This window comes from Streptomyces sp. NPDC000151 (assembly GCF_040301705.1).
Taxonomy (GTDB): domain Bacteria; phylum Actinomycetota; class Actinomycetes; order Streptomycetales; family Streptomycetaceae; genus Streptomyces.
Genome location: NZ_JBEPFC010000012.1, coordinates 55,839 through 78,585, shown reverse-complemented (window position 1 = coordinate 78,585; position 22,747 = coordinate 55,839). Strand labels below are relative to the sequence as shown.

The following is a 22,747-nucleotide window of genomic DNA, read 5'->3' as shown; positions in this document are numbered from 1 at the left end:
CGCTCACTCACTTGCGCAGCAGCAGGACGACGAAGGCCACGACCACGCCGAGGGCGACGGCGGCGATGCCGTAGGCCGCGCGCTCGCGGCGCAGGCCGGGCAGCAGGCGGTCGGCGGCCCAGCGGCCGGGCCCGGTGAGGGTGAGCGCGGCGGCGGCCACGGTGAGCAGCAGCTCGTACTCGACGCCCTTGGGCGCGAAGAAGCCGCCGCCCCACTTCACGGCCAGCGCGTTCACCATCGTGCCGAGGACTGCCGCGCCGGCGAGCGGGGTGAGCAGGCCGAGCGCGAGGCCGAGGCCGCCGAGGGTCTCGGTGAGCCCGGCGACCACGGCCATCGCCTTGCCGGAGGGGTAGCCGCTCATGGTGAAGAACTGGCCGGTGCCCTCCAGCCCCGGCCCGCCGAACCAGCCGAAGAGCTTCTGCGAGCCGTGCGCCGCCATGGTGAGGCCGACGGCGAGCCGCAGGAGCAGCAGGCCCAGGTCGTGGGCGGGCCGGGGCGCCGGCGGGCCGGACACGTCGGAACGGACGACGGTCATGGCGGGGGACGTCATACGTGCTCTCCCAGTCGGATCGGGGGTGCTCGAAAGCCATGTACTTGAAAGTTCAAGCCACGCTCCGACCATACACAGTGCTTGAAACCTGTACAACATCCCCCGGCCCGGTACCGGCCCGTTTCAGCCGCGCGGCACCACCTCTCCCAGCACCTGCGGCAGCGGGTACCAGTCGGCGGTGAGCACGCTGGCGTGCGCCTTGGCCAGCAGCGCCACCCGCTCCCTGGCCTGCAGCTCGGTCGGCCTGGTGCCGTCGATGGCGGGGGCGACGTTGTGCGCGTCGGTCATGATCAGGAGGTAGTGCCGGGTGTCGTACCAGCCGGTGTCGATGCCGCCCGTGTACGCGGTGGCATCGCCGTCGAAGACCACGAACCAGGGGCGCAGCGCGGGGTCGGTGTAGCGGGAGCGGGGGTCACCGGACTCGGCGCCGTGCACGGCGGGGAAGGCGGTGGCGGTGCCCAGCTTGCCCTGGCCCGCGAGGGTGCGCAGGTGGGTGGCGTACTCGCGGTCGGTCCAGAGGCTGTCGGCCGGATTGCCCTCCTCGACCGTGCCGGGTATCAGCTCGATCAGGAACTTGCCGGCGAGCGCCGACCGCTCCGGCCAGCCGTCGGCGCGTACCGCCTCGTCCAGCGTCGCGTGGTCCCCGATCAGGTCGCCGGGCCCGAAGACCGCGTCCCCCAGCTTGCCGCGCACCAGCGCGTCGAACTCGTCCGGGCCGCGGCCCCCCTTGTCGTTGAAGCCGTCCTTCAGCTCCATCTTCAGCAGCACGGGCCGGTGGCCGGGGTGCGCCTCGTGCCAGGCCCGCAGGTCGGCCAGGCACCCGCCGAGGTCCTGGTTGCGGGGCTTGGTGCGCAGCTCGGCGGGGGTGGCGGCGTTCTCGCAGTTGTTGTCGTTGCCGAGCGGATTGCCGTGCGAGACCCGCCAGGACTTCCCCAGCCCGTTGGTCCACACGTCCAGCTCCAGCAGGCCTGCGCCGGAGTCCAGCGCGTCGGCGAAGTAGGGGTACTTCGCCTTCTCGTACGCGTTGTGCACGCCCACCGCCGTGGTCGTGTCGTACGTCGCGCCCGCCCCGGCCGTGGCCCCGGCGGCGGCCGGCCAGGCCACCGCCCCCACCACCAGCGCCGCTCCCGCCACACCCGCCACCATCGCCCCCGCACGCCGATGTCCGCCCATGTGCCCCTGCTTTCTCGTTGGTCAGTCGATCAGCGGGCAGCGTACGGGACTTGAGGGGCGGACAGGCCGTCCCGGTGGCTCTACGATGTCGTCCTGGACACGACAACAACAGACACTCCGGGTGGAGGCTGACATGGCCGGCGGCAGACGAGCAGGGGCGGCGTCCAACCTCGCCGCCGCGGTCCTCACGGGCACGGTCGCGCTGTACATGGCGCTCGTCGCCTTCGGCAACATCACCGACTTCGACACCAACCGCGCGTTCGTCCAACACGTCCTGGCCATGGACACCACCTTCAAGGACCCCGACCTGATGTGGCGGGCCATCACCTCGCGCCCGCTCCAGGACGCCGCGTACATCGCGATCATCGCCTGGGAGGCCGCCGCCGCTGCCGTACTCGTCGTGGCCACCGTGCTGTGGGCGCTGCGGCGGGGCCGGGCCGGCCGGGTCGCCACCCTCGGCCTGCTGATGGTCCTGCTGCTCTTCGGCGCCGGCTTCCTCGCGATCGGCGGCGAGTGGTTCGCGATGTGGCAGTCCAAGGACTGGAACGGCCTGGACGCCGCCACCCGCAACGTCCTGCTCGCGGGCCTCGCCCTGCTGTTCGTCCAGTCCACCTCGCCGGGCGGCGGCCGCAAGGGCGCCGGTACGGGTGCGGCCTGAGCGGCCCTGGAATAGCCGCAGGCAGGCCCCGGTTGCCCCCGGTATGCGAGTAATCGGAGTGGAAGAATTCGGCGGACCCGAAGCGCTTCGGGTCCTGGACGTACCGGAACCGCAGGCCGGGCCCGGCGAGGTGCGCATCCGCGTGCACGCGGCGGCGGTGAACCCCACGGACACGCTGCTGCGGTCCGGCGCACACGCACAGCGGCTCAGCGACCGCCAGCCGCCCTACGTACCGGGCATGGACGCGGCCGGCGTGGTCGACCAGGTCGGCCCCGAGACCGGCGACCGGCTCGCCGTCGGTCAGCGGGTGGTCGCGCTGGTCGTGCCCACCGGACCGCACGGCGGTGCGTACGCCGACCTGCTCGTCGTGCCTGCCGCGTCGGTGGTGCCCGCGCCGGAAGGTGCGGACTTCGCGGCGGCGAGCACGTTGCTGATGAACGCCCTGACCGCGCGCCTCGCCCTCGACGAGCTGGGACTCGCGCCCGGCGACACGGTCGCCGTCATCGGCGCGGCAGGCGCCCTCGGCGGGTACGCGATCCAGCTGGCGAAGGCCGACGGGCTGCGGGTGATCGCGGATGCCGCGCCGGCCGACGAGAAGCTGGTGCGCGAGCTGGGCGCCGACCATGTCGTCCCGCGCGGCGACGAGGTGGCCGAGCGCATCCGGGAGCTGGTGCCGGACGGTGTCCCCGGACTCGTGGACGGTTCGCTGCAGGGCGAGAAGCTCTTCGGCGCGCTCGCCGACGGTGGCCGGCTCGCGGTGTTCCGCGGCTGGTCGGGCGGCGCGGAGCGGGGCATCGACGTACGGCCGGTGCTGGTGTCGGACTTCGCCACGGACACCGAGCGCCTGGACCGGCTGCGCCGCCAGGCCGAGGAGGGGATCCTCACGCTGCGGGTCGCGGAGGTCTTCCCCGCCGACCGGGCGGCAGCGGCGCACCGCCTGCTGGAGGCCGGCGGCGTGCGGGGGCGCCCGGTGCTCGACTTGAGCTGACATGGCGTCAGGGTCCCCGCTCGCCGTGCCGTGCGAGCGGGGCCCGGTACGTCGTCCGGCGCGGACCGCTCACCACTCGATCCGGTACGACGTCAGCCAGTTGGCGGCGCCGGCCTCGGTGCGGGCGACGCGGTGCGGGAGGACGGTGTCGCGTACGACGCGGCGTACGGTGCCCACGGCCGTGCGGCGGGCCATGTTGGCGCTGGCCGCGACGACCTTCTCCACGCGCTCCCGGCGGAGCTCCTCGTACGCGCGAAAAGCGCGGCGGTTGTCGGACTGGTCGCGCAGCGACTTGGCCAGCACGATGGCGTCCTCGATGGCCATGGAGGCGCCCTGTGCGGCGTTCGGCGCCGCGGCGTGCGCGGCGTCCCCGATGATCACCATGGTGTCGGTGTACCAGCGCGGAGTGGCGGCGATGTCATAGGAGTTGGAGCCGACGATGGTCTCGCCGGTGGACCGGATGATGTCGGCGGCCGGGGTGTTGTCCTCCTCGAAGAGCGCGGCGAGCCGGTGCCGCCACTGGTCGGCCGTGGAGGCGGCCAGATCGTCGCGGGAGAGCTCGGGCCCTGGCGCGTTGGCGAACCACCAGGTCTCGCCGTCCGGGGCGCGGGTGCACCCGAAGAACGCCTTCTTGCCGAAGATCATGCTGTACGTGCCGTGTTCGGGCGGGTTCTTCGCGTCACGGGTGTAGCCGCAGACGGTGTTCTGGCCGGTGTACCGGGGCCGGGCGGCGGCCGGGTCGATGAGCTTGCGGGTGACGGAGTGGATGCCGTCGGCGCCGATCAGCAGGTCGCCCTCGGCGCGGGTGCCGTCGGAGAAGGTGGCGACGATCCGGCGGTTCTCCACGGTCTCGGCGGCCACCAGCCGCTTCCCGTGCTGGACGGCGATGCCGCGGCGGGTCGCCTCGTCGTGCAGGACCCGGTAGAGCGTGGCCCGGCGCAGCGTGCGGGGCCCGGGACCGTCCGGCGCGCCGCCCTCGGCGTCCTGGTCCCCCGTCCCGGCCATCGGGCGCTCGCCCAGCCGCTTCCCGGTGTTGCTGAGGAACTCCACCCGACCGGCGGGGAAGGAGTTCTCGATGACGGGCCGCTCGGCGTCGATGACGCGCAGCGCCGACAGCCCGTTCTCGAAGACGACGAGGAAGGCCCCGACGTCGTCGGCGCCGCTCGTGTACGCCTCGTAGACCTCCGATTCGATGCCGGCTTTCTGCAGGGCCATCGCGGTCACCGCTCCCGCGATGCCACCGCCGATGATCAGGGCGTTGGTCATGACGCTCCAAGGTCGGACGGCCGGTCTCAAGGGCGTCTGTCGTACGCCCCGGCGGGTGCGGCTCCCGCAGGGCTGTGCCTGGGGAGCCGCATCCGTCGCACGGGTCCACCTTGGCGTGCCGGGCGCGCCGGGGCCAGAGCGGGAACCGGCATGTCGTAGGCGCGACCGTACTTGTCGTCGTACGCGTGCCGGTTCCCGCCGTCGTCGGCAGCCTCCGCGCCCCCGGTGCGGGTCAGTTCGCCGCGTAGACGTCCTCGATGTACCGGCCCGCGGTGGTCAGCCCGGTGAGCCAGGTCTCGGCCTCCTCGGCCGTGCCGCCGCCGTGGCGTACGTACAGCTCCCGGAAGGCCGCGCGGACGCCCGGTGCCATCCGGCTGCCGTCGCCGCACACGTACACCCGGGCGCCCGACTCCAGCAGCCGCCAGACCTCTTCGCCGTCGGCGGCGATGCGGTGCTGGACGAACCGGCGGCCGTCCTCGGGCCGTTCGCTGAAGGCGGGGCGTACGCCGACGGCGCCGGCCGCCTCGGCCGCGCGCAGCTCGTCGGCGTGCAGGAAGTCCGCGTCGGGCGCGTCGCAGCCGAAGAAGAGCAGCGCCGGGGCGAGCGGCCCGGCGGCCGCCGTACGGTCGGCGACGGCGCCGCGGAAGGGCGCCAGCCCGGTGCCGGCCGCCACCATGATCACCGGGGTGGAGTCGGCCGGATCGATGCGGAAGGCGTCCCGGCAGGGCTGGACGCGGGCGAGGACCGTGTCACCGGCCTTCAGGGTGTGCAGATGGCTCGAACCGGTGCCGCCGGGCAGCAGCGAGACCATCAGGTCCGCGTGCCGGCCATCCACCGCCGGGGAGGAGGAGACGGAGTAGTGCCGGGTCCGCATCGGGGGCAGCAGCTCCAGGACCACCGGCCAGGGCAGCGCGCCGCGCAGCGCCGGGTACGCCTCGATCAGCTCCAGCGTCGTACGGGTGTCGTCCTCGGCGGGCGCTTCGAGGGCCGCGCGCTCGGGCGGGCAGGGGTTGTGCGCGGCGAGCAGCGCCCGCTGTTCCGCGGTCGGCCGGGCGTTCAGCTCCAGGTGGTGGGTGAGGAGCGCGTGGACGGTCAGCGGGCGGTCGACGGGGAGCGCGTCGCGGCCCGCGCCCGGCTGCCGGATGCTGAGCACCGCCGCCGGGTCCACGCCGAGCGCCTGTGCGGCGCGGGTGACCCGCTCGGGCGTGTTGACGGGCAGCACGCTCAGGTGGTCGGCAGTCCGGTACGTGACGCCTTCGGGGAGGGCGAGCCGCAGGAACCGCTTCTTGCGGGGGTAGTCCTCGGCGGTGAGGTCGTACGCCTCGGTGACGGTCATCTCGGTCAGGCCGTGGCGGGCGGCGAGGGCGTCCAGGGGGCCGCCGGTGATCTCGGTGACGGTGCACACGGTCTCGTCGGGCGAGGCGGTGGCGCCGATGCTCGCGGGATCGCCGTACCGGGTCAGCAGCTCCGTACGGAGCGCGGCGGTGAAGTCCTTGACCGTGCCGGCCATGTCGCCGGAGGCGTCGGCGGCGGCGCGCGGCAGCAGCCGGTCGCCGCCGAGCGCGGCCAGCCGGTCGTCGAGGAGGGTGGGGACGCGCTGGTAGGTGGCGGCCCAGTTGCGGTCGCCGACGCCGAGGACGGCGTACGGGACGCCGTCGGCGGCACCCTCGGGCGCGGCCTCCAGCCAGGCCGTGAAGGCGGTCGCGTCGTCGGTCGGGCGGCCGTTGTAGGAGGCCGCGACGAGGACCGCGGGGCGGTCGGCGGGCAGCCCGCCCGCGTACGCGTCCAGGGGCGCGACCTCGGTGGCGCAGCCGAGCCCGGTCGCCTCGTCGGCCAGCCGCTCGGCGAAGTCCTTGCAGGTGCCGTAGTTGGTGCCGTGCAGGAGCAGCAGCCCGGTGCCCTGCCGTACCCGGGTGGGCAGCCCGTCGTCGGCGGCGGGCGCGTCGTCCGCGGCGTCCCGGCCGGGCAGCACGGCGAGCGCCGCCCGGTCGGCCGCGCGGTGGTCCGAGGAGCGCTCGGCGAGCCGGACCGTGAACCCGTCCGGCTTCAGCGTCAGCGTCTCCTTGATGGTGAGCGCGTAGTCGCCGTGGTCCTCGAAGCGGTAGCGGTGCACGAGGAGTGCCAGCAGCATGGTCGCCTCATGCAGCGCGAACTGCCGCCCGATGCAGGCGCGTTCACCGGTACCGAAGGGCTTGTACGCGTGCGGGGAGCGGGCCGCCTCCGCCTCGGGTGAGAAGCGCGCGGGGTCGAACAGCTCGGGGTTGTCGCCCCAGACCGGGTCGCGGTGCAGCATCGGGGCGAGGACGGTGAGGATCTGCCCGGCCTTGACCGGGTACCGGCCGCCGAGCAGCGTGTCCGCCTTGGCCTGCCGGCTGAACGCGGCGGCGGTCGGCCACAGCCGCAGCGCCTCGTTCAGCACCTGCCGGGTGAACGCCAGCTTCCCGATGTCCTCGAACGAGGGGTCGGGGTCGGCCGCGTCGCCGAACAGCTCGTCGGCCTCGCGGCGCGCGAGCCGCAGCGCGACCGGGTCCTTGAGCAGGTGGTACAGGGCGAAGGAGAGCGCGCCCGAGGTGGTCTCGTGACCGGCGATCAGGAAGGTGATGACCTGGTTGCGGATGTTGGCCGGGTCCAGGGTCGTGCCGTCCTCCGGGTGCGGCGCGCCGAGCATGAGCCCGAGCAGGTCATCGGCGGAGGTGTCGCCGGAGGCGGTACGCGCACTGATCACCTCGTCCACCACCGACGCGAGGTAGTCGGCATCCGCGCGGAACGCTTCATCCCGCTCGGTGTAATCCACGCCCGGCTTACGGGCCAGCCGCGTCATGCTCCACTCCAGGCAGCGCACCATCGCGTCCACGAAGGGGTGCGGCGTCTCGCGCCCGAAGGACTCGAAGTCGAAGCCGAATCCGGCGAGTCCGATGGTGTCCAGGGTCATCCGGGTCATGTCGTCCGGCACGTCCACCGGCGCGCCCTCGGCGACCCGGCGGTCCCAGCTCGCCATCAGCCGGCGGGCGACCGCGAGCATCGCCGGGTGGTAGGTGCGCATCGAGCCCAGCGCGAAGGCGGGCATGAGGATGTCGTGCGCCTTGGCCCAGTTCGGCTCGTCGTTGTAGGCGGTGAAGAGCCCGTCGGCGGCGAACTCCCGTACGTTCTCCAGGGCCGGCCCGACGGCCTTCTCGAAGCGGGTCTCGTCGGCGAGCTCGGTCACCAGCTCCAGGGAGGTGACGAAGGTGGCGTCCCTGCCGTGCAGCCGGCGCCGGAAGATCGGGCCGTGCTCGCGCGCCAGGCCCATGGCCTGCTGGAGGGGGGTACGGGAGAGGCCGTTGGCCGAGATGTCCACGAGGGGGATGCCGTCGTCGGAGACGGTCGCGTCGCTCAGAAGCTGCGTGTCGCTCATTCCCCCACCCTGTCCGGCGCGGAGTACCGTGTGCCGCACGGTAACTACATGATCATGTAGTGGTTTTTCGCGTCCGCCCCTTGCGGACCACAGGGATAAGGATGACGCGGCCTCATGGCGCACGAGCCGTACGGCATGTTCGACGCTTCGCACGCACCGAGCGCCGGCTCCTCCTGGCACAACTACTTCCTCATCCTCCTGGACCGGATGCCGCTGCCGGTCGCCGTCTGCCGCGCCGACGGCGAGATCCTGATCGCCAACCCGGCGATGGCCGCCGTGTGGGGCACCACACGGGGCCGGCTGCGCGGCCGCAACCTCCTGGACCACTTCAGCCCCCGGGCGATCTCCCAGGTCGGCCGGCTCGTCGAGGCCGTACGGATGGGCCGCCGCTCCCGGTACCCCGTGGAGGTCCGCTGGCACGAACGGCCCGACGGGCCCGCACGCGAGGGCATGCTCACCCTCGACCCGGTCGGCGACCCCTCCGACGAGCCGCCCGCACTCCTCGCCATACTCCGCGTCCACGAGGACCGCCCCGCGCCCCCGCAGCCCGCCGAGCGCCTCTCCCCCGTCGAGTCCCGCATCCTCGCCCTCGCCGCCTCCGGCGCCACCACGGCCGCCATCGGCAAGGACCTCGGCCTCACCGTCGACGGCGTCAACTACCACCTCACCCGCCTGACCCGCCGCTTCCGCGTCCCCAACCGCACCGCCCTGATCGCCCGCGCCTACACCCTCGGCCTCCTCTCCCCCACCTCCTGGCCCCCGACCCCAACCGAGCACCGGGACGCCTGAGGGCACGACGAAGCCGGTACGACGACCGCGGCTGCTGCCTCCCGTACGGATGCCGGAGGCCGGACTGGACGCCGGTGACCGACCTCGGGAGGCCGCCAGCAGCGGCACGGAATCGGCCCGAATCGGACCGGCCAGGGCCCTGCCCGGGCGAGTAGCGTCGGCCGCTCTTCTTCCCGTACGGAGGGTGCGGACCCATGGCCGACACCGTGAGTTACGTGCAGTACGAGACGTACGAAGGCGGCAGTCCAGAGGCGGAGCGGCTGCTCTTCGAGAAGCTGGCGCGTGAGCTGATGCGCGTGCAGTCGCGGAACAAAAAGAGCAGCGGGGCACCAGGTGTCCAGCGCGCCTTTCATGCGAAGGGCGTCCTCGGCGTGGAGAACGCCAGGCTGCGGTTCAACGACGATCTGCCAGCCGCGCTGACCCAGGGCTATGCCCAGCCGGGGGCCGAGTATCCGGCGCTGGTGCGGCTGTCCAACGCCGCCGGTATTCCGGGCTCCGACGTCTCGCCCGACCTGCGCGGCGTCGCCGTGCGGGTGGAGGTGTCGGCGGAGGAGACCCACGATCTGCTGGCGACCAACTTCCCGGTCAGTCACGCGCGCAACGCCCGGGAGTTCGTGGCGTTCGCGAAGGCGATGGCGGGGGCGAAGTCACCACTGCAGAAGGCGTTCGGGCTGCTGGTGAAGCTGCCGCTGGCGGTGGGCTGGGGCACCGCGACGCGGATGCGGCGCAATGTGCAGGCCGCGGCCCGGCACACGGTCGGCTCGCTGGCACGCGAGACGTACTGGAGCCGCGGCGCGTGCCTGTGGGGCGACGCCGGGCCGGTGCGTTACCAGCTGCGGCCCACGCCCGGCGGCGCGCCCGCGCCCCGCCCCGACCGGCACGACCCCGACCACCTGCGACACGAGCTGGCCGAGCGGCTGGCCGCCGCCGACGTCCAATTCGACCTGTGCGTACAGCGGTTCGTGGACGAGAAGCGCACGTCGATCGAGAACGGCGCCTCGGACTGGCGGGAGTCGGACGCGCCCGTGGTCCCGGTGGCGCGGCTGACGATCCCGCGGCAGGACATCACCACCGCCGAGGCCGGCTCCGCGACCCGCCGCATCGAACAGCTGTCCTTCAACCCATGGCACACCACGGAGGACTTCCGCCCGCTGGGCAACCTGAACCGGGCCAGGAAGGCCGCGTACCAGGCCAGCGCGGCACACCGCCTCGGCACCCGCTTCCAGACCGAGGAACCACTGCGCAACGCGGTGCTCGGAGTACCCCTGCGTGCGGTGTTCAGCACGCTCAACCGCTACCTCCCCTGGTACCGGATGCCCCTGGAGGCGGGCCTGCTCAACCTGGTCGCCCTGCGGCAGGTACTGCGCCGCTTCAACCTCATCGACACCGAGCTGCCCGAGGCGCCGCCGAAGGCGGTACCGGTGCCGGAGACCGTGGACGAGCGCGCCCGCACGGCCCGCTCGTACGACGGCTCCCACACCGACCTGTCCGCGCCGCGGATGGGCGCGACCGGCTCCACCTTCGGGCGCAACCTCAAGCCGGTCTACCGCCCGGACCTCTTCGACACCCCGAACGCCGTCACCGTGGCCCGCGAGCTGCTGCACCGCCGCGCCTTCCAGCCCGCGACCTCGCTGAACATCCTGGCCGCCGCCTGGATCCAGTTCCAGGTGCACGACTGGGTCAACCACCAGCGCTACTCGCTCGCCGAGCGGTCGGTCGAGGTGCCGCTGCCGCCCGGCAGCACCTGGTACAACACCCCCGGCGGCCCGGCCGAGAACGTCATGCGGATCGCCGACAACCGCGGCCTGGAGCGCCCGGGCAAGCCGCCCATCCTCTTCACCAACACCACCTCGCCCTGGTGGGACGGCTCGGAGGTCTACGGCGGCGACGAGAGCACCGCGCGCGGCCTGCGCGAGCCGGACGGCGCCAAGCTGCGCCTGGAGGACGGCCACCTGCCGATGGGCTCCAACGGCATCCCGCTGACCGGCTTCAACGAGAACTGGTGGCTGGGCCTGTCGGTCATCCACACGCTCTTCGCGCGCGAGCACAACGCGGTCTGCGAGGCGCTGCACAAGGAATATCCGAAGATGAGCGCGGAGCAGGTCTACCAGACCGCCCGGCTCATCGTCTCCGCGCTGATCTCGAAGATCCACACGGTGGAGTGGACGCCGTCGATCCTGGCGACGAAGGCCATCGACATCAGCCTGCACACCAACTGGGAGGGCCCGCCGAACAACTGGCTGCAGAAGCTGGGCCTGTGGCTGGTCGAGTCGCACTCGCTGACCGGCATCCCGAAGACCCTGCCCGACCACCACAACGTGCCGTTCTCGCTGACCGAGGACTTCGTCACGGTCTACCGGATGCACCCGCTGATCCCGGACGACTACGAGCTGCGCGAGCACCACTTCGGGCAGCGCCTGGAGGCCCTGTCCTTCAACGACCTGCAGGGCGGCGCCGCGGAGGCGCTGGCCCGCAAGACGGGCCTGACGGACTCGCTGTACTCGCTGGGCATCGCGCACCCGGGCGCGATCACCCTGCACAACTACCCGCGCGCGCTGACCCACTTCGAGCGGGACGGCGAGATCATCGACCTGTCGGTGGTGGACCTGGTACGGACGCGGCGGCGCGGCGTGCCTCGGTACAACGACTTCCGGGCCGGGCTGCACAAGCCGCGGCTGACCCGCTTCGACGAGGTCACCGCCGACCCGGACACGGCCGCGCTCCTGAAGGAGGTGTACCGGGACGTCGACGAGATCGACACCATGGTCGGCCTGTTCGCCGAGACCCCGCCGCAGGGCTTCGGGTTCAGCGACACCGCCTTCCGGATCTTCATCCTGATGGCGAGCCGCCGTATCCAGTCCGACCGGTTCCTGACCGTCGACTTCCGCCCCGAGATCTACACGCCGCTGGGCATGGACTGGGTGGCGCGCAACGGGATGAACTCCGTCATCCTGCGGCACTGCCCGGAGCTGGCGGCGATGCTGCCCCGCGACGCCGGTGCCTTCGCGCCCTGGCGTCCGGTGCTCCCGGTGCGCGGCACCGGCGCGGAGTCGTGAGGGACCGCCGCCGGACCGCGCACGCGGGCCGAGCGATCTTGTGAAGCCCCACGGGATCGCTCCGGGGCGCGGGCGTTAACCTCCTGTACGTGGAGGACAAGACGCCCGCGCCCTTCGAGCGCGGCACGGACGGGCCCAAGGTCATCGTCGTCGGCATCGACGGCACGCAGTCGTCGTGGCGGGCCGCCTCGTACGCCGCCGGGCTGGCGCGCCGCCAGAGCTCGAAGCTGGTCCTGGTGTACGTCCAGCCGGTGCTGGCGGCCGGCGCCGCGCTGGGCGCCCCGGTCGTGCACACCACCGACGAAATAGCCGAAGAGCTGATGGCCGAGATCCGCACGGCGACGGAACGCATGGCGGGCATCTACGACCTGCGGTGGGAGTTCCACACGGTGCGCGGCGACCCGTACAGCGCGATGCTCCAGATGGCGGACGAACTGAAGGCCGACGCGGTGGTGGTCGGCGCGTCGGAGTCCGCCGGGCACCGGATCATGGGCTCGGTCGCGGTACGGCTGGTCAAGGCGGGCCGCTGGCCGGTGACGGTCGTCCCGTAACCGCGCTCGGGAGGCGGGGCGCGGCGGCCCGGTGCAGTGTGGAGGAACAGCCCGCCACGCCGACCCGAAGCGTTGATGAGGGAGTCTGCCGTGACCGACCGGATCTATCGTGTGACCGAGATCGTGGGAACGTCCCACGAAACCGTGGACGCCGCCATCCGCAACGGCGTACGCCGCGCGTCCCAAACGCTGCGCAATCTGGACTGGTTCGAGGTGACCCAGGTGCGTGGCCACATCGTGGACGGCGAGATCGAGCACTATCAAGTCGGCCTGAAGGTGGGGTTCCGGCTGGAGGACGCCGACTGATTCGACGTACCCGCCCCCGGTGTGGGGAGTCGCCTTCCGTAAGCGTCCGATAAGGACGATGATGATCCGCCGTCGGACCGACGAGAGGACATCCCATGGGGCTGCGCGCGGGACAGGGCGTACTACGCCGTAAACCGATCGAAATGATCCAGGACACCGAGGGCGGCAAGGCCGAACAGCTGACCCGCACGCTCGGCCTGTGGCAGCTGACCGCCATCGGTGTCGGCGGCATCATCGGCGCGGGCATCTTCACCCTCGCCGGCACCGTGGCGAACGGCAAGGCCGGCCCCGCGGTGCTGCTGTCGTTCCTCATCGCGGGCGTGGCGAGCGCGGCCGCCGCCTTCTCGTACGCGGAGTTCGCCGGGCTGATCCCGAAGGCGGGCTCCGCGTATACGTACGGGTACGCGGTCCTCGGCGAGCTGGTGGGCTGGTTCATCGGCTGGGACCTGCTGCTGGAGTACACCGCGATCGTCGCCGTCGTGGCGATCGGCATCTCGGGCTACTTCAGCTTCCTGCTGGGCGAGATGGGCGTGAACCTGCCCGCCTGGATGCTGGGCGCCCCGGGCACCGGCGACGGCCACCGCGTCGACCTCTTCGCCGCGGCCCTGTGCCTGCTCATCGCCTACCTCCTCACCCTCGGCATCAAGAACGCAGCGCGCTTCGAGACGATCGTGGTGGGCCTGAAGGTCCTGGTGGTCCTGGTCGTCATCGCGGTCGGCTTCTTCCACATCAATACGGGGAACTATTCGCCGTTCTTCCCGTACGGGCTCAGCGGGACCTTCGCCGGTGCCGCGACGGTCTTCTTCGCGGTGTTCGGCTACGACGCGATGTCGACCGCGGCCGAGGAGTCCAAGGACGCCCAGCGCCACATGCCCAAGGCGATCCTGTACTCACTCCTGATCTCGATGGTGCTGTACGTCCTGGCCTGCCTGGTACTGACCGGCATGCAGAACTACAAGAAGATCGACCCGGAGAGCGGCTTCTCCACCGCCTTCAAGTCGGTCGGCCTGAGCAGCCTGGCGGACGTGATCGCGGTCGGCGCGATCATCGGCATTCTGACCGTCATGTTCACGTTCATGCTCGGCGTGACCCGGGTGTGGTTCTCGATGAGCCGCGACGGCCTGCTCCCGAAGTGGTTTGCCAAGACCCACCCCACCCGGCACGTGCCGACCCGGGTGACCTGGATCGTGGGCGCGGCCTCGGCCCTCATCGCCGGCTTCCTGCCGATCCGGGAGGCCGCCGAGCTGACCAACATCGGCATCCTGCTGGCCTTCGTCGTGGTCTGCATCGCCGTCATCGTGCTCCGCTACAAGCGCCCCGACCTGCCCCGCACGTTCAAGTGCCCGGCCGTTCCGTTCGTCCCCGCCATCGGCGTGGTGTTCTCCATCTGGCTGATCACCTTCCTGGAGTGGCAGACCTGGGTCCGCTTCGCCGTGTGGTTCGTGATCGGCCTGGTCATCTACTTCGCGTACTCCTACCGCCGCTCCGAGCTCGGCAAGGCGCACCGCGAGATCTCCGACCTGGAGGACCGCGAAGGGCGGCTGTGACCGGGCGCAGGGCCCGGCCGGAGCAGAACGCGCCCGCTCGGCAGAGGCCGGGCGGGCGCGTTCGGGGGCGGTGCGGTGGTCAGGACTTGTTAAGGGCGGTCCAGAACTCGTCGAAGGACATCAGGCCGTCGTTGTTGGTGTCCTTGGACTTGAGGACGGCCTCGGCGACGGGGCCGGTGACGTAGGCGTCGCCCATCTCGGCCATCGCGTGCTTGAACTCCTCGGCCGTGACCATGCCGTCGCCGTTCGCGTCGAATCGTGCGAACGCGGCCTTGGCCTGCTCGATGTCTGCCACGGGGTGCCCCCTTCATGCGGTGCTGTGGTGGTGTCGTCCGGATGACCGACCCGGGTACATTAACCGACTGTCACCAACGGCTGGTCATGGCCTTCCCCCGCCCTCGCCAAGGCGGGCCAGCGCCCGCGCCAAATAGGGCGCGGTACGGCTGTCCTTCGCTGCCGCGACCTCGGTCGGTGGGCCGGCCGCCACGATGCGGCCGCCGTCGGCGCCGCCGCCGGGCCCCAGGTCGATGACGTGGTCGGCGCCCGCGACCACGCCCATGTCGTGTTCCACGACGACCACCGTGTTCCCGGCGTCCACCAGCCCGTGCAGCTGGCGCAGCAGTACTTCGGTGTCGGCCGGGTGCAGCCCGGTGGTGGGCTCGTCCAGGAGGTACAGGGTGTGGCCGCGACGGGCGCGCTGGAGTTCCGTGGCGAGCTTGATGCGCTGTGCCTCGCCGCCGGACAGTTCGGTGGCGGGCTGGCCGAGCCGCAGGTAGCCCAGGCCGACGTCCTGGAGCGTGCGCAGGCTACGGGCGGCGGCGGGTACGTCGGCGAGGAAGTCGGCGGCCGCGTCGACGGTCATCGCGAGGACGTCGGCGATGGTGCGCGAGCGGTAGGTGATCTCCAGGGTCTCGGGGTTGTAGCGGGCACCGTGGCAGGCCGTGCAGGGCGCGTACGTACCGGGCAGGAAGAGCAGTTCGACGGCGACGAACCCCTCGCCCTGGCAGGTCTCGCAGCGCCCGGAGGCGACGTTGAAGGAGAAGCGGCCCGCCTTGTAGCCGCGGGCGCGCGCCTCGTCCGTGTCCGCGAAGACCTTCCGTACGGCGTCGAAAAGGCCGGTGTACGTGGCGAGGTTGGAGCGCGGGGTGCGGCCGATGGGCTTCTGGTCGACGCGGACGAGCCGGTCCACGGCGTCCAGGCCCTCGGTGGCGGCCAGTTCGGCCGTCGGGCGGGCCTCGTCGTCGTCCTCGGGGCCCGAGCCGCCCTGCCGCTCCCGTACGGCGTCCGCGAGTACCTGGGTGACCAGGGTGGACTTGCCCGACCCGGAGACCCCGGTGACGGCCGTGAACACCCCGAGCGGGAACTCCGCGTCCAGCCCCCGCAGATTGTGCAGCCGGATGCCGGAGAGGCGCAGGGTGCCCGAGGGCTTCCGCGGCTCGCGCGGCCCGTCGCCGCCCGGCTGCCCGGAGTCACCGCCCGCCTGTCCGAAGAGGAAGGGGCGGGTGAGGGATTCGTCCACCCCCGCGAGACCGTCGACCGGCCCGCTGTGCAGCACCCGGCCGCCGTGCTCCCCGGCCCGCGGCCCGACGTCCACGAGCCAGTCGGCCCGCCGGACCACGTCCATGTCGTGCTCGACGACGAAGAGGGAGTTGCCCGCCTCCTTGAGGCGGTCGAGGACGGTCAGCAGGCTCTCGGTGTCGGCCGGGTGCAGGCCCGCCGACGGCTCGTCGAGGACGTAGACGACGCCGAAGAGGCCGGAGCGGAGCTGGGTGGCCAGGCGCAGCCGCTGGAGCTCCCCGGCGGACAGGGTGGGCGCGGGACGGTCCATGCCGAGGTAGCCGAGGCCCAGTTCGGTCAGTACCTCGATGCGGGCCACGAGGTCGCGCGCGAGGGTGCCCGCCACGCTCTCCTCGTCCGCGCCCTCGGCCGTCGGCCGCAGCAGCGCGGCGAGCGCCGCCAGCGGCATCCCGGCCAGCGCGGCGATGTCGTGCCCAGCGAAGGTGACCGCGAGCGCCTCGGGCCGCAGCCGCCGCCCGTCGCACGCCGGGCATGCCTCGGACACCAGGAACCGCTGGACGCGCTTGCGCTGCGGCTCGCTCTGCGAGTCGGCGAAGGTGTGCAGCACATAGTGACGGGCGCTCTGGTACTGGCCCTTGTACGGCCGCTGGATGCGTCCCGCCTCGCGTACGGGATGCACGGTGACGACCGGCCGTTCCTCGGTGAACAGGATCCAGTCGCGGTCGTGCTGCGGCAGTTCGCGCCAGGGACGGTCGATGTCGTGGCCCAGCGTGGCGAGGATGTCGCGGAGGTTCTTGCCGAGCCAGGCGCCGGGCCAGGCGGCGATGGCGCCCTCGCGGATCGAGAGGGACGGGTCCGGTACGAGGGATTCCTCGGTGACGCGGTGGACGCGGCCCAGCCCGTGGCACTCGGGGCAGGCGCCCGCCGCGGTGTTGGGCGAGAAGGCGTCGGAGTCCAGCCGCCCGGTGCTGTCCGCCGGATAGTCGCCGGCGCGTGAGAAGAGCATCCGCAGGCTGTTGGAGAGGGTGGTGACGGTGCCGACGGAGGAGCGGGAGGTGGGGGCCGAGCGGCGCTGTTCCAGGGCGACGGCCGGCGGCAGCCCGGTGATCTCTTCGACCTTGGGCGCGCCGACCTGGTGGATCAGCCGCCGGGCGTAGGGCGCGACCGATTCGAAGTAGCGGCGCTGCGCCTCGGCGTAGAGGGTGCCGAAGGCGAGCGAGGACTTGCCGCTGCCGGAGACGCCGGTGAAGACGCAGAAGGCGTCCCGCGGGATGGCCACGTCGACGGCGCGGAGGTTGTGCTCACGGGCGCCGCGCACCCGTACGTACGAATCGGTCATGCCCTCCATGATCGGGGACACCGACGTGATCGGGGGACGCCGGCATGATCGGGGACGCCGGCCGGCGGGTTGCGGTGCACCGGCCGGCGTCCCCGGTCTCACTCCACGCCGAGGGCGGTGAGCAGGCGCGCGTGCGCCTCCTCCCACGGCCCCGGCGTGGCGATCACCGCGCGCAGCCCGCGGATCTGCCGGGGCGGCAGTCCGGCGGCGAGCACGCCGGTGGCCCGCCCGTCCCGGCCGTACAGCGCGGCCACCTGCCGCTGCTCCTTGTCCAGCAGCACCGTCTCGGCCCGGTCGGCGCCTGCGAGCACTCCGTACGCCTGGAGCTTCATGCCGTACTGGTCGGACCAGAAGTACGGGACCGGCGCGAACGGGCGGCGCTCCTCCTCCGAGACGCCGAGCTCCACGAGCAGGTTGCGGGCCGCGGCCATCGCCTGCTCGGTGGCGTTCATCCGGTGCTCGATCCGCAGGTGGCGGCCGTGGCCCGGGTGGTACCAGCGGGCGACGTCACCGGCGGCGTAGACGCCGGGCGCCGCGGCGCAGTACTCGTCGCAGCGCAGTCCGTCGGCGGTGTCCAGCGCCGCGTCGGCACGCAGCCAGTCCACCGCCGGCTCGGAGCCGATGGCGAGCAGGACGGTGTCGGCGTCGAGCGTGGAGCCGTCCGCCAGCCGTACTCCGGTGACGTGCCCGTCCGCCGCCTCCACGGTGTCCAGGCCGCCGGTCAGCTGCCGTACGCCGTGCCGCTCGTGCTCGGCGGCCAGCAGCGCGCCCACGCCGTCGCCGACGAGCCGGCCCATGGGCAGCGGGTCGCGGCCGACGAGCGTGACCTCGTGGCCGAGCTCGCGGGCCACCGCCGCGGCCTCGCAGCCCAGCACGCCGTTGCCCGCGACGACCAGCCGCCGCGGCGCGCCGGACAGCCAGGTCCACAGCGCGAGGGCGTCGTCGAGGGTGCGCAGCGTGTGGACGCCGTCGAGGCGGGCGAGTCCTGGCAGGGTGCGGGCTCGGACGCCGGTGGCGACGATGACGCCGTCGGCGGCCAGCCGGTCGCCGTCGTCCAGGGTCAGCGTGCGCGTCCCGGCGTCCAGCACGGTGGCCCTGGTGCCGAGCCGGACGTCCAGGTCCAGCGCGTCGAGCTGGTCGGCCGTGCGCAGGCCCAGCCGGTCGGTCTCCCAGTCGCCGCTCAGCAGCTGCTTGGAGAGCGGCGGCCGGTCGTACGGCAGGTGCGGCTCGTCGCCGACCAGCGTCAGCTCGCCGCTCCAGCCGCCCCGGCGCAGCGCCTCGACGGCGGCGAGGCCGGCCGCCGAGGCACCGACGACGGCGATGCGCCCGACGGTCATGCGTCGACCTGGATGGCGGCGGCGGGGCAGATGGCGGCGGCCTCGCGGACGGCGGCGTGCTGCTCGGCGGGCGGCTGGGCGTCCAGCAGGACGACGATGCCGTCCTCGTCACGCTGGTCGAAGACCTCGGGGGCGACCAGGACGCACTGGCCGGCGGCGCAGCACTTGTCGACGTCGAGAGTGATGTTCATGGCTTCTTGCTCCTGTGGGGTGGTGAGGCGGGATTCCGCGGGATTACCAGGTGACGGGCAGCTCGTGGCAGCCGTAGATCGCCATGTCGGTGCGGAAGGGGATGTCCTCGATCGGGACGGCGGGGCGCATCGTGGGGAAGCGGCGCAGCAGGGTCCCGAGGACGACCTGCAGCTCGACGCGGGCCAGCGCCTGCCCGAGGCACTGGTGGATGCCGTAGCCGAAGGCGACGTGGTGCTGGGAGTTGGGGCGGCAGACGTCGAGTCGGTCGGGGTCCTCGAAGGTCTCCGGGTCGCGGTTGGCGGACGGCACGGCGACCACGACGCCCTCGCCGGCGCGGATCAGCTGGCCGCCGATCTCGATGTCCTCGGTGGCGGCGCGGCGCGGGCCGTTGCGGATGATGCTGTGGAAGCGCAGCAGCTCCTCGACGGCGCCGCGGATCAGCGACGGGTCCTCGCGCAGCTGCTGCGCGGTCTTCGGCTCGCCCATCATGCTCAGCGCGGACAGGCCGATCATGTTGGCGGTGGTCTCGTGCCCGGCCACCAGCAGCAGGGCGGCGAAGCCGATGACGTCGTCGTGGGTGATCTCCCCGGCCTGCTGCTGCTCGACGATGAGGCGGCTGAGGATGTCGTCGCCCGGGTTCGCCTCCTTGGCGGTGACCAGGCCGTCCAGGTAGGCGCGCAGCTCCTCGCGGGCGGCGTCGGCCTCCGCGCGGGGGATCGTCCGGGAGAGCAGCTTGCCGGTCAGGCCCTGGAAGACCGAGTGGTCCTCGTACGGGACGCCGAGCAGCACGCTGATGACGAGGGAGGGCACCGGGAGGGCCAGCGCCTCGACGAGGTCGACGGAGTCGGCGCCGTTCAGCTTGGCGGTCTGCATCGCGTCGCAGAGCTCGTCGGTGATCCGCTGGATCTCCGGGCGCAGCGCCTCGACCTTCTTGACCATGAACTCGCGGGTGACCATCCGGCGCAGCCGGGTGTGCTCCGGCGGGTCCATGCGGATGAAGCCGCGGTTCTCGGTGGTGGCGCCGCCGGTCATGCCGCTGAGCGGGTAGCCCGGGGTGGTGGTGTCGGAGCTGAAGCGGGTGTCGCCGAGGATCGCGCGGATGTCCGCGTACCGGGTGACGAGCCAGGCCCAGCTGCCGTCGGGCAGCGAGATCTTCTTGATCGGCTCCTCGATCCGCATCCGGCCGAGCTCGGCGGGCGGGTCGAAGGGGCAGCCGGTGGGGGGTTCCACGGGCAGCGGGGCATGGGGGGAAGTGACGGTCATGTCGCTCCTAGAAGGCACGTACTGCGAGGACGCGCGCCGCGGTGGGGCTTCGCCTAACAACCGTAAACTTACATGTGTAATAGGCAGGTAAACGAGCCGGGGGTCTCCAGGAACATGGCTTGGCTGCGTTAGGCGCCGCGTTAGGTGCTAATTGCAACTCAACGGGCTCATTAGACGCCTCCGGTCCGGGCGGACGCGCGGCGGGGTGCCGGGCCCCGCGGGGTGAGGCGCGGGTCAGCGCTCCAGCAGCAGTTCGAGGATCTCGTCCACGAAGCGGTGCAGGCGCTCGGGGTTCTTCGTCGCGGGCAGGACCTGCCAGAGCATCACCCGGCCGTGCACCGCCGACCACAGGACGTACGGCGCCTCCTCGCGGGATGAGCGCACCCGCCAGCCCGCCTCCTCGCAGGCCGCCAGCGCGTCGTACAGGCCGCGCACCAGCAGGCCCGCCGGGTGCTGCGCCAGCCGCTCCGGGCCGACCGGGGACTGCCGGGTCTCGTAGAGCAGCCGGTACTTCGCCGGATGGTCGATGGCGTACGTGCAGTAGGCGCGCAGCCGGGCGCGCAGCCGGGCCACCGGGTCCCCTTCCGGGACCAGCGCGCCGGCCGCGGCCATGTCCTCGACCAGCCGCTCGTAGCTGACCTGCATCGTCGCCCAGACCAGCTCGGTCTTGTCCGCGAAGTGCCGGTAGATGCTGGGCGCCGCGACGCCCGCCTCGCGGGCCACGGCGCGCAGCGACAGCGCGTCCTCGCTGCCGACCTGCTCCAGCAGCCGTTCGGTGGCGTTCAGCAGTTCCTCGCGCAGCCGGTCACCCTGGCCGCGCGGGTTCCTGGGCCGTGCGGCCGGGCTCTCCGTCATGCGCCGTACGCCTCTTTCTCGTCCTGGCGGGTCTTAAGAGTTTCACACCTGGCCGGGCGCCCCGCCGCGCGGCCACCGCACGGGGCCGCGACCCGCTACCGTGCGGCCGACCGGAGCCCGGACGCAGGCAGGGGACGGAACAGCCGAGCCCCCTGCCGCACCAGGCGTCCACCGCCGCGCGCCGAGCACGCGGTACGTACGTCAGTCGGTCCGCAGCGCGGCCAGTTGTTCGGCGAAGGGCACGACGTCATAGGGGTCGTCGGCCGGCTCGGTCGCGGGTGCGGTGGCCGCCCGGCCCAGGGCCAGCGCTGCCAGCTCTCCCGCCGCCCGCTCGATGCGTTCCGTGAGCGCGCCGCCGGGGCCGCTGCCGCCCGTGCCCCAGTCCTCGGACGCGGCGTAGACGGCGGTCGGTACGACCACCGCGCGCAGGTACGCGAAGAGCGGGCGCAGCGCGTGCTCCAGGGCGAGCGAGTGCCGGGCCGTGCCGCCGGTGGCCGCGATCAGTACGGGCTTGCCGGTCAGCGCGGTGTTGTCGAGCACGTCGAAGAACGACTTGAACAGCCCGCTGTAGGAGGCGGTGAAGATCGGCGTGACGGCGATCAGGCCGTCCGCCTCCGCCACCGCCTCGACGGCCTCGCCCAGGGCGGGCGACGGGAAGCCGGTGACCATGTTGTGGGCGATGTCGGTGGCCAGGTCGCGCAGTTCGACGACGCGCACCTCCACCGCGCGCGACGAATCGTCCGCCACCCGCTGCCGGGCGGCCGCCGCCAGCCGGTCGGCCAACAGGCGGGTGGACGACGGGACGCTCAGGCCCGCCGAGACGGCCACGATCTTCAGCGGCTTCATTCCGCCACCTCCTCCAGGGCCGCGGCGTCGCGCTGTGCGACGCGCGCCGCGTGCGTGGGCCCGTCCGGCACCTGGGCCGGGCGGTCCTTGGCGAACTCCTTGCGGAGCACGGGGACGACCTCTTCGCCGAGCATGTCGAGCTGCTCCAGGACGGTCTTCAGGGGCAGCCCCGCGTGGTCCATCAGGAACAGCTGGCGCTGGTAGTCGCCGAAGTACTCGCGGAAGGCGAGGGTCTTCTCGATGACCTGCTGCGGGCTGCCGACGGTCAGCGGTGTCTGCTCGGTGAACTCCTCCAGGGAGGGCCCGTGCCCGTAGACGGGCGCGTTGTCGAAGTACGGGCGGAACTCGCGGACCGCGTCCTGGGAGTTCTTCCGCATGAACACCTGGCCGCCGAGGCCGACCATCGCCTGCTCGGGGGTGCCGTGCCCGTACTGCGCGTAGCGGTGCCGGTAGAGCCGGATCAGCTGCTGGAAGTGGTGCTTGGGCCAGAAGATGTTGTTGGCGAAGAAGCCGTCACCGTAGTACGCGGCCTGTTCGGCGATCTCCGGGCTGCGGATCGAGCCGTGCCACACGAAGGGCGGTACGCCGTCCAGCGGGCGGGGCGTCGAGGTGAAGCCCTGCAGCGGGGTGCGGAACTTGCCCTCCCAGTCGACCACGTCCTCGCGCCACAGCTTGTGCAGCAGGGCGTAGTGCTCGATGGCGAGCGGGATGCCCTGGCGGATGTCCTGGCCGAACCAGGGGTAGACCGGGCCGGTGTTGCCGCGCCCCATCATGACGTCCACCCGGCCGTCGGCGATGTGCTGGAGCATCGCGAAGTCCTCGGCGATCTTCACCGGGTCGTTGGTGGTGATCAGCGTGGTGGACGTGGAGAGGATCAGGTTCTCCGTGCGGGCCGCGATGTAGCCGAGCATGGTGGTCGGCGAGGACGGCACGAAGGGCGGGTTGTGGTGCTCGCCCGTCGCGAAGACGTCCAGGCCCACTTCCTCGGCCTTGAGCGCGATGGCCAGCATCGCCTTGATCCGCTCGTGCTCGGTCGGCGTCCGGCCCGTCGTCGGGTCGGTGGTGACGTCGCCGACGGTGAAGATCCCGAACTGCATGGTGCCCGCCTCCGTACGTTCC

The 22,747-nt window shown here is 72.4% G+C and carries 19 protein-coding genes; 7 read left to right on the top strand and 12 right to left on the bottom strand.

Features of this window, described 5'->3' with window-relative positions:
* Positions 1–7 precede the first annotated feature (7 nt).
* Together ABT381_RS06500 and ABT381_RS06495 are read right to left on the bottom strand one after the other, a co-directional pair.
* Positions 8–550 (bottom strand): DoxX family protein, encoded by a 543-nt coding sequence (locus tag ABT381_RS06500; protein WP_467754432.1) that lies wholly within the window; start codon positions 548–550, stop codon positions 8–10.
* Between the two features lie 123 nt (positions 551–673).
* The gene (locus tag ABT381_RS06495) at positions 674–1,723 is read right to left on the bottom strand and encodes a phosphatidylinositol-specific phospholipase C domain-containing protein (protein ID WP_351588620.1); all 1,050 of its coding nucleotides are present in this window, start codon (positions 1,721–1,723) and stop codon (positions 674–676) included.
* Positions 1,724–1,856: 133 nt separating this feature from the next.
* On the opposite strand from ABT381_RS06495, the gene ABT381_RS06490 reads away from it, so the two are divergent.
* Complete coding sequence (locus ABT381_RS06490; RefSeq protein ID WP_351588618.1) at positions 1,857–2,381, top strand: DUF2165 domain-containing protein; 525 nt, start codon at positions 1,857–1,859, stop codon at positions 2,379–2,381.
* Between the two features lie 43 nt (positions 2,382–2,424).
* Complete coding sequence (locus tag ABT381_RS06485; RefSeq protein WP_351588616.1) at positions 2,425–3,369, top strand: NADP-dependent oxidoreductase; 945 nt, start codon at positions 2,425–2,427, stop codon at positions 3,367–3,369.
* 69 nt (positions 3,370–3,438) lie between these two features.
* Here the strand turns inward: ABT381_RS06485 and ABT381_RS06480 are convergent, their stop codons facing one another.
* Together ABT381_RS06480 and ABT381_RS06475 are read right to left on the bottom strand one after the other, a co-directional pair.
* A complete protein-coding gene (locus ABT381_RS06480; protein WP_351588614.1) occupies positions 3,439–4,635 on the bottom strand; it encodes an FAD-dependent monooxygenase in 1,197 nt (398 codons plus the stop codon).
* A gap of 232 nt (positions 4,636–4,867) precedes the next feature.
* Entirely contained in the window at positions 4,868–8,029 is a 3,162-nt protein-coding gene (locus tag ABT381_RS06475) for a cytochrome P450 (RefSeq protein WP_351588610.1), read from the bottom strand.
* 114 nt (positions 8,030–8,143) lie between these two features.
* Between ABT381_RS06475 and ABT381_RS06470 the strand changes: the two genes are divergently transcribed.
* From ABT381_RS06470 to ABT381_RS06450, 5 genes are all read left to right on the top strand, one after another.
* A complete protein-coding gene (locus ABT381_RS06470) occupies positions 8,144–8,818 on the top strand; it encodes a helix-turn-helix transcriptional regulator (RefSeq protein ID WP_351588606.1) in 675 nt (224 codons plus the stop codon).
* A gap of 194 nt (positions 8,819–9,012) precedes the next feature.
* Positions 9,013–11,874, top strand: coding sequence for a peroxidase family protein (locus ABT381_RS06465; RefSeq protein ID WP_351588604.1), 2,862 nt, complete (start codon positions 9,013–9,015; stop codon positions 11,872–11,874).
* A gap of 89 nt (positions 11,875–11,963) precedes the next feature.
* Positions 11,964–12,425, top strand: coding sequence for a universal stress protein (locus tag ABT381_RS06460; protein ID WP_351588601.1), 462 nt, complete (start codon positions 11,964–11,966; stop codon positions 12,423–12,425).
* 90 nt (positions 12,426–12,515) lie between these two features.
* Positions 12,516–12,731 carry a dodecin gene (locus ABT381_RS06455; RefSeq protein WP_351588598.1) on the top strand — a complete coding sequence of 72 codons (216 nt, stop codon included), beginning with the start codon at positions 12,516–12,518 and terminating at the stop codon, positions 12,729–12,731.
* A gap of 95 nt (positions 12,732–12,826) precedes the next feature.
* Positions 12,827–14,278: an amino acid permease gene (locus ABT381_RS06450; protein ID WP_351588595.1), complete on the top strand. Its 1,452-nt coding sequence runs from the start codon at positions 12,827–12,829 to the stop codon at positions 14,276–14,278.
* A 79-nt stretch (positions 14,279–14,357) separates the two neighbouring features.
* Here the strand turns inward: ABT381_RS06450 and ABT381_RS06445 are convergent, their stop codons facing one another.
* From ABT381_RS06445 to ABT381_RS06410, 8 genes are all read right to left on the bottom strand, one after another.
* Positions 14,358–14,573 carry an EF-hand domain-containing protein gene (locus ABT381_RS06445; protein WP_351588592.1) on the bottom strand — a complete coding sequence of 72 codons (216 nt, stop codon included), beginning with the start codon at positions 14,571–14,573 and terminating at the stop codon, positions 14,358–14,360.
* A gap of 84 nt (positions 14,574–14,657) precedes the next feature.
* A complete protein-coding gene (gene uvrA, locus ABT381_RS06440; protein ID WP_351588589.1) occupies positions 14,658–17,135 on the bottom strand; it encodes an excinuclease ABC subunit UvrA in 2,478 nt (825 codons plus the stop codon).
* A gap of 98 nt (positions 17,136–17,233) precedes the next feature.
* A complete protein-coding gene (locus tag ABT381_RS06435) occupies positions 17,234–18,472 on the bottom strand; it encodes an NAD(P)/FAD-dependent oxidoreductase (RefSeq protein ID WP_351588586.1) in 1,239 nt (412 codons plus the stop codon).
* Entirely contained in the window at positions 18,469–18,663 is a 195-nt protein-coding gene (locus ABT381_RS06430) for a ferredoxin (protein WP_223737030.1), read from the bottom strand. The genes ABT381_RS06435 and ABT381_RS06430 overlap by 4 nt, the downstream gene beginning before the upstream one ends.
* Before the next feature lie 43 nt (positions 18,664–18,706).
* Positions 18,707–19,927 carry a cytochrome P450 gene (locus tag ABT381_RS06425; RefSeq protein WP_351588582.1) on the bottom strand — a complete coding sequence of 407 codons (1,221 nt, stop codon included), beginning with the start codon at positions 19,925–19,927 and terminating at the stop codon, positions 18,707–18,709.
* A gap of 234 nt (positions 19,928–20,161) precedes the next feature.
* Complete coding sequence (locus ABT381_RS06420; RefSeq protein ID WP_351588579.1) at positions 20,162–20,782, bottom strand: TetR/AcrR family transcriptional regulator; 621 nt, start codon at positions 20,780–20,782, stop codon at positions 20,162–20,164.
* Positions 20,783–20,983: 201 nt separating this feature from the next.
* Positions 20,984–21,628, bottom strand: a complete 645-nt coding sequence (locus tag ABT381_RS06415; protein WP_351588576.1) for a CE1759 family FMN reductase — start codon at positions 21,626–21,628, stop codon at positions 20,984–20,986.
* Positions 21,625–22,725 carry an LLM class flavin-dependent oxidoreductase gene (locus tag ABT381_RS06410; RefSeq protein WP_351588573.1) on the bottom strand — a complete coding sequence of 367 codons (1,101 nt, stop codon included), beginning with the start codon at positions 22,723–22,725 and terminating at the stop codon, positions 21,625–21,627. The genes ABT381_RS06415 and ABT381_RS06410 overlap by 4 nt, the downstream gene beginning before the upstream one ends.
* Positions 22,726–22,747 lie beyond the last annotated feature (22 nt).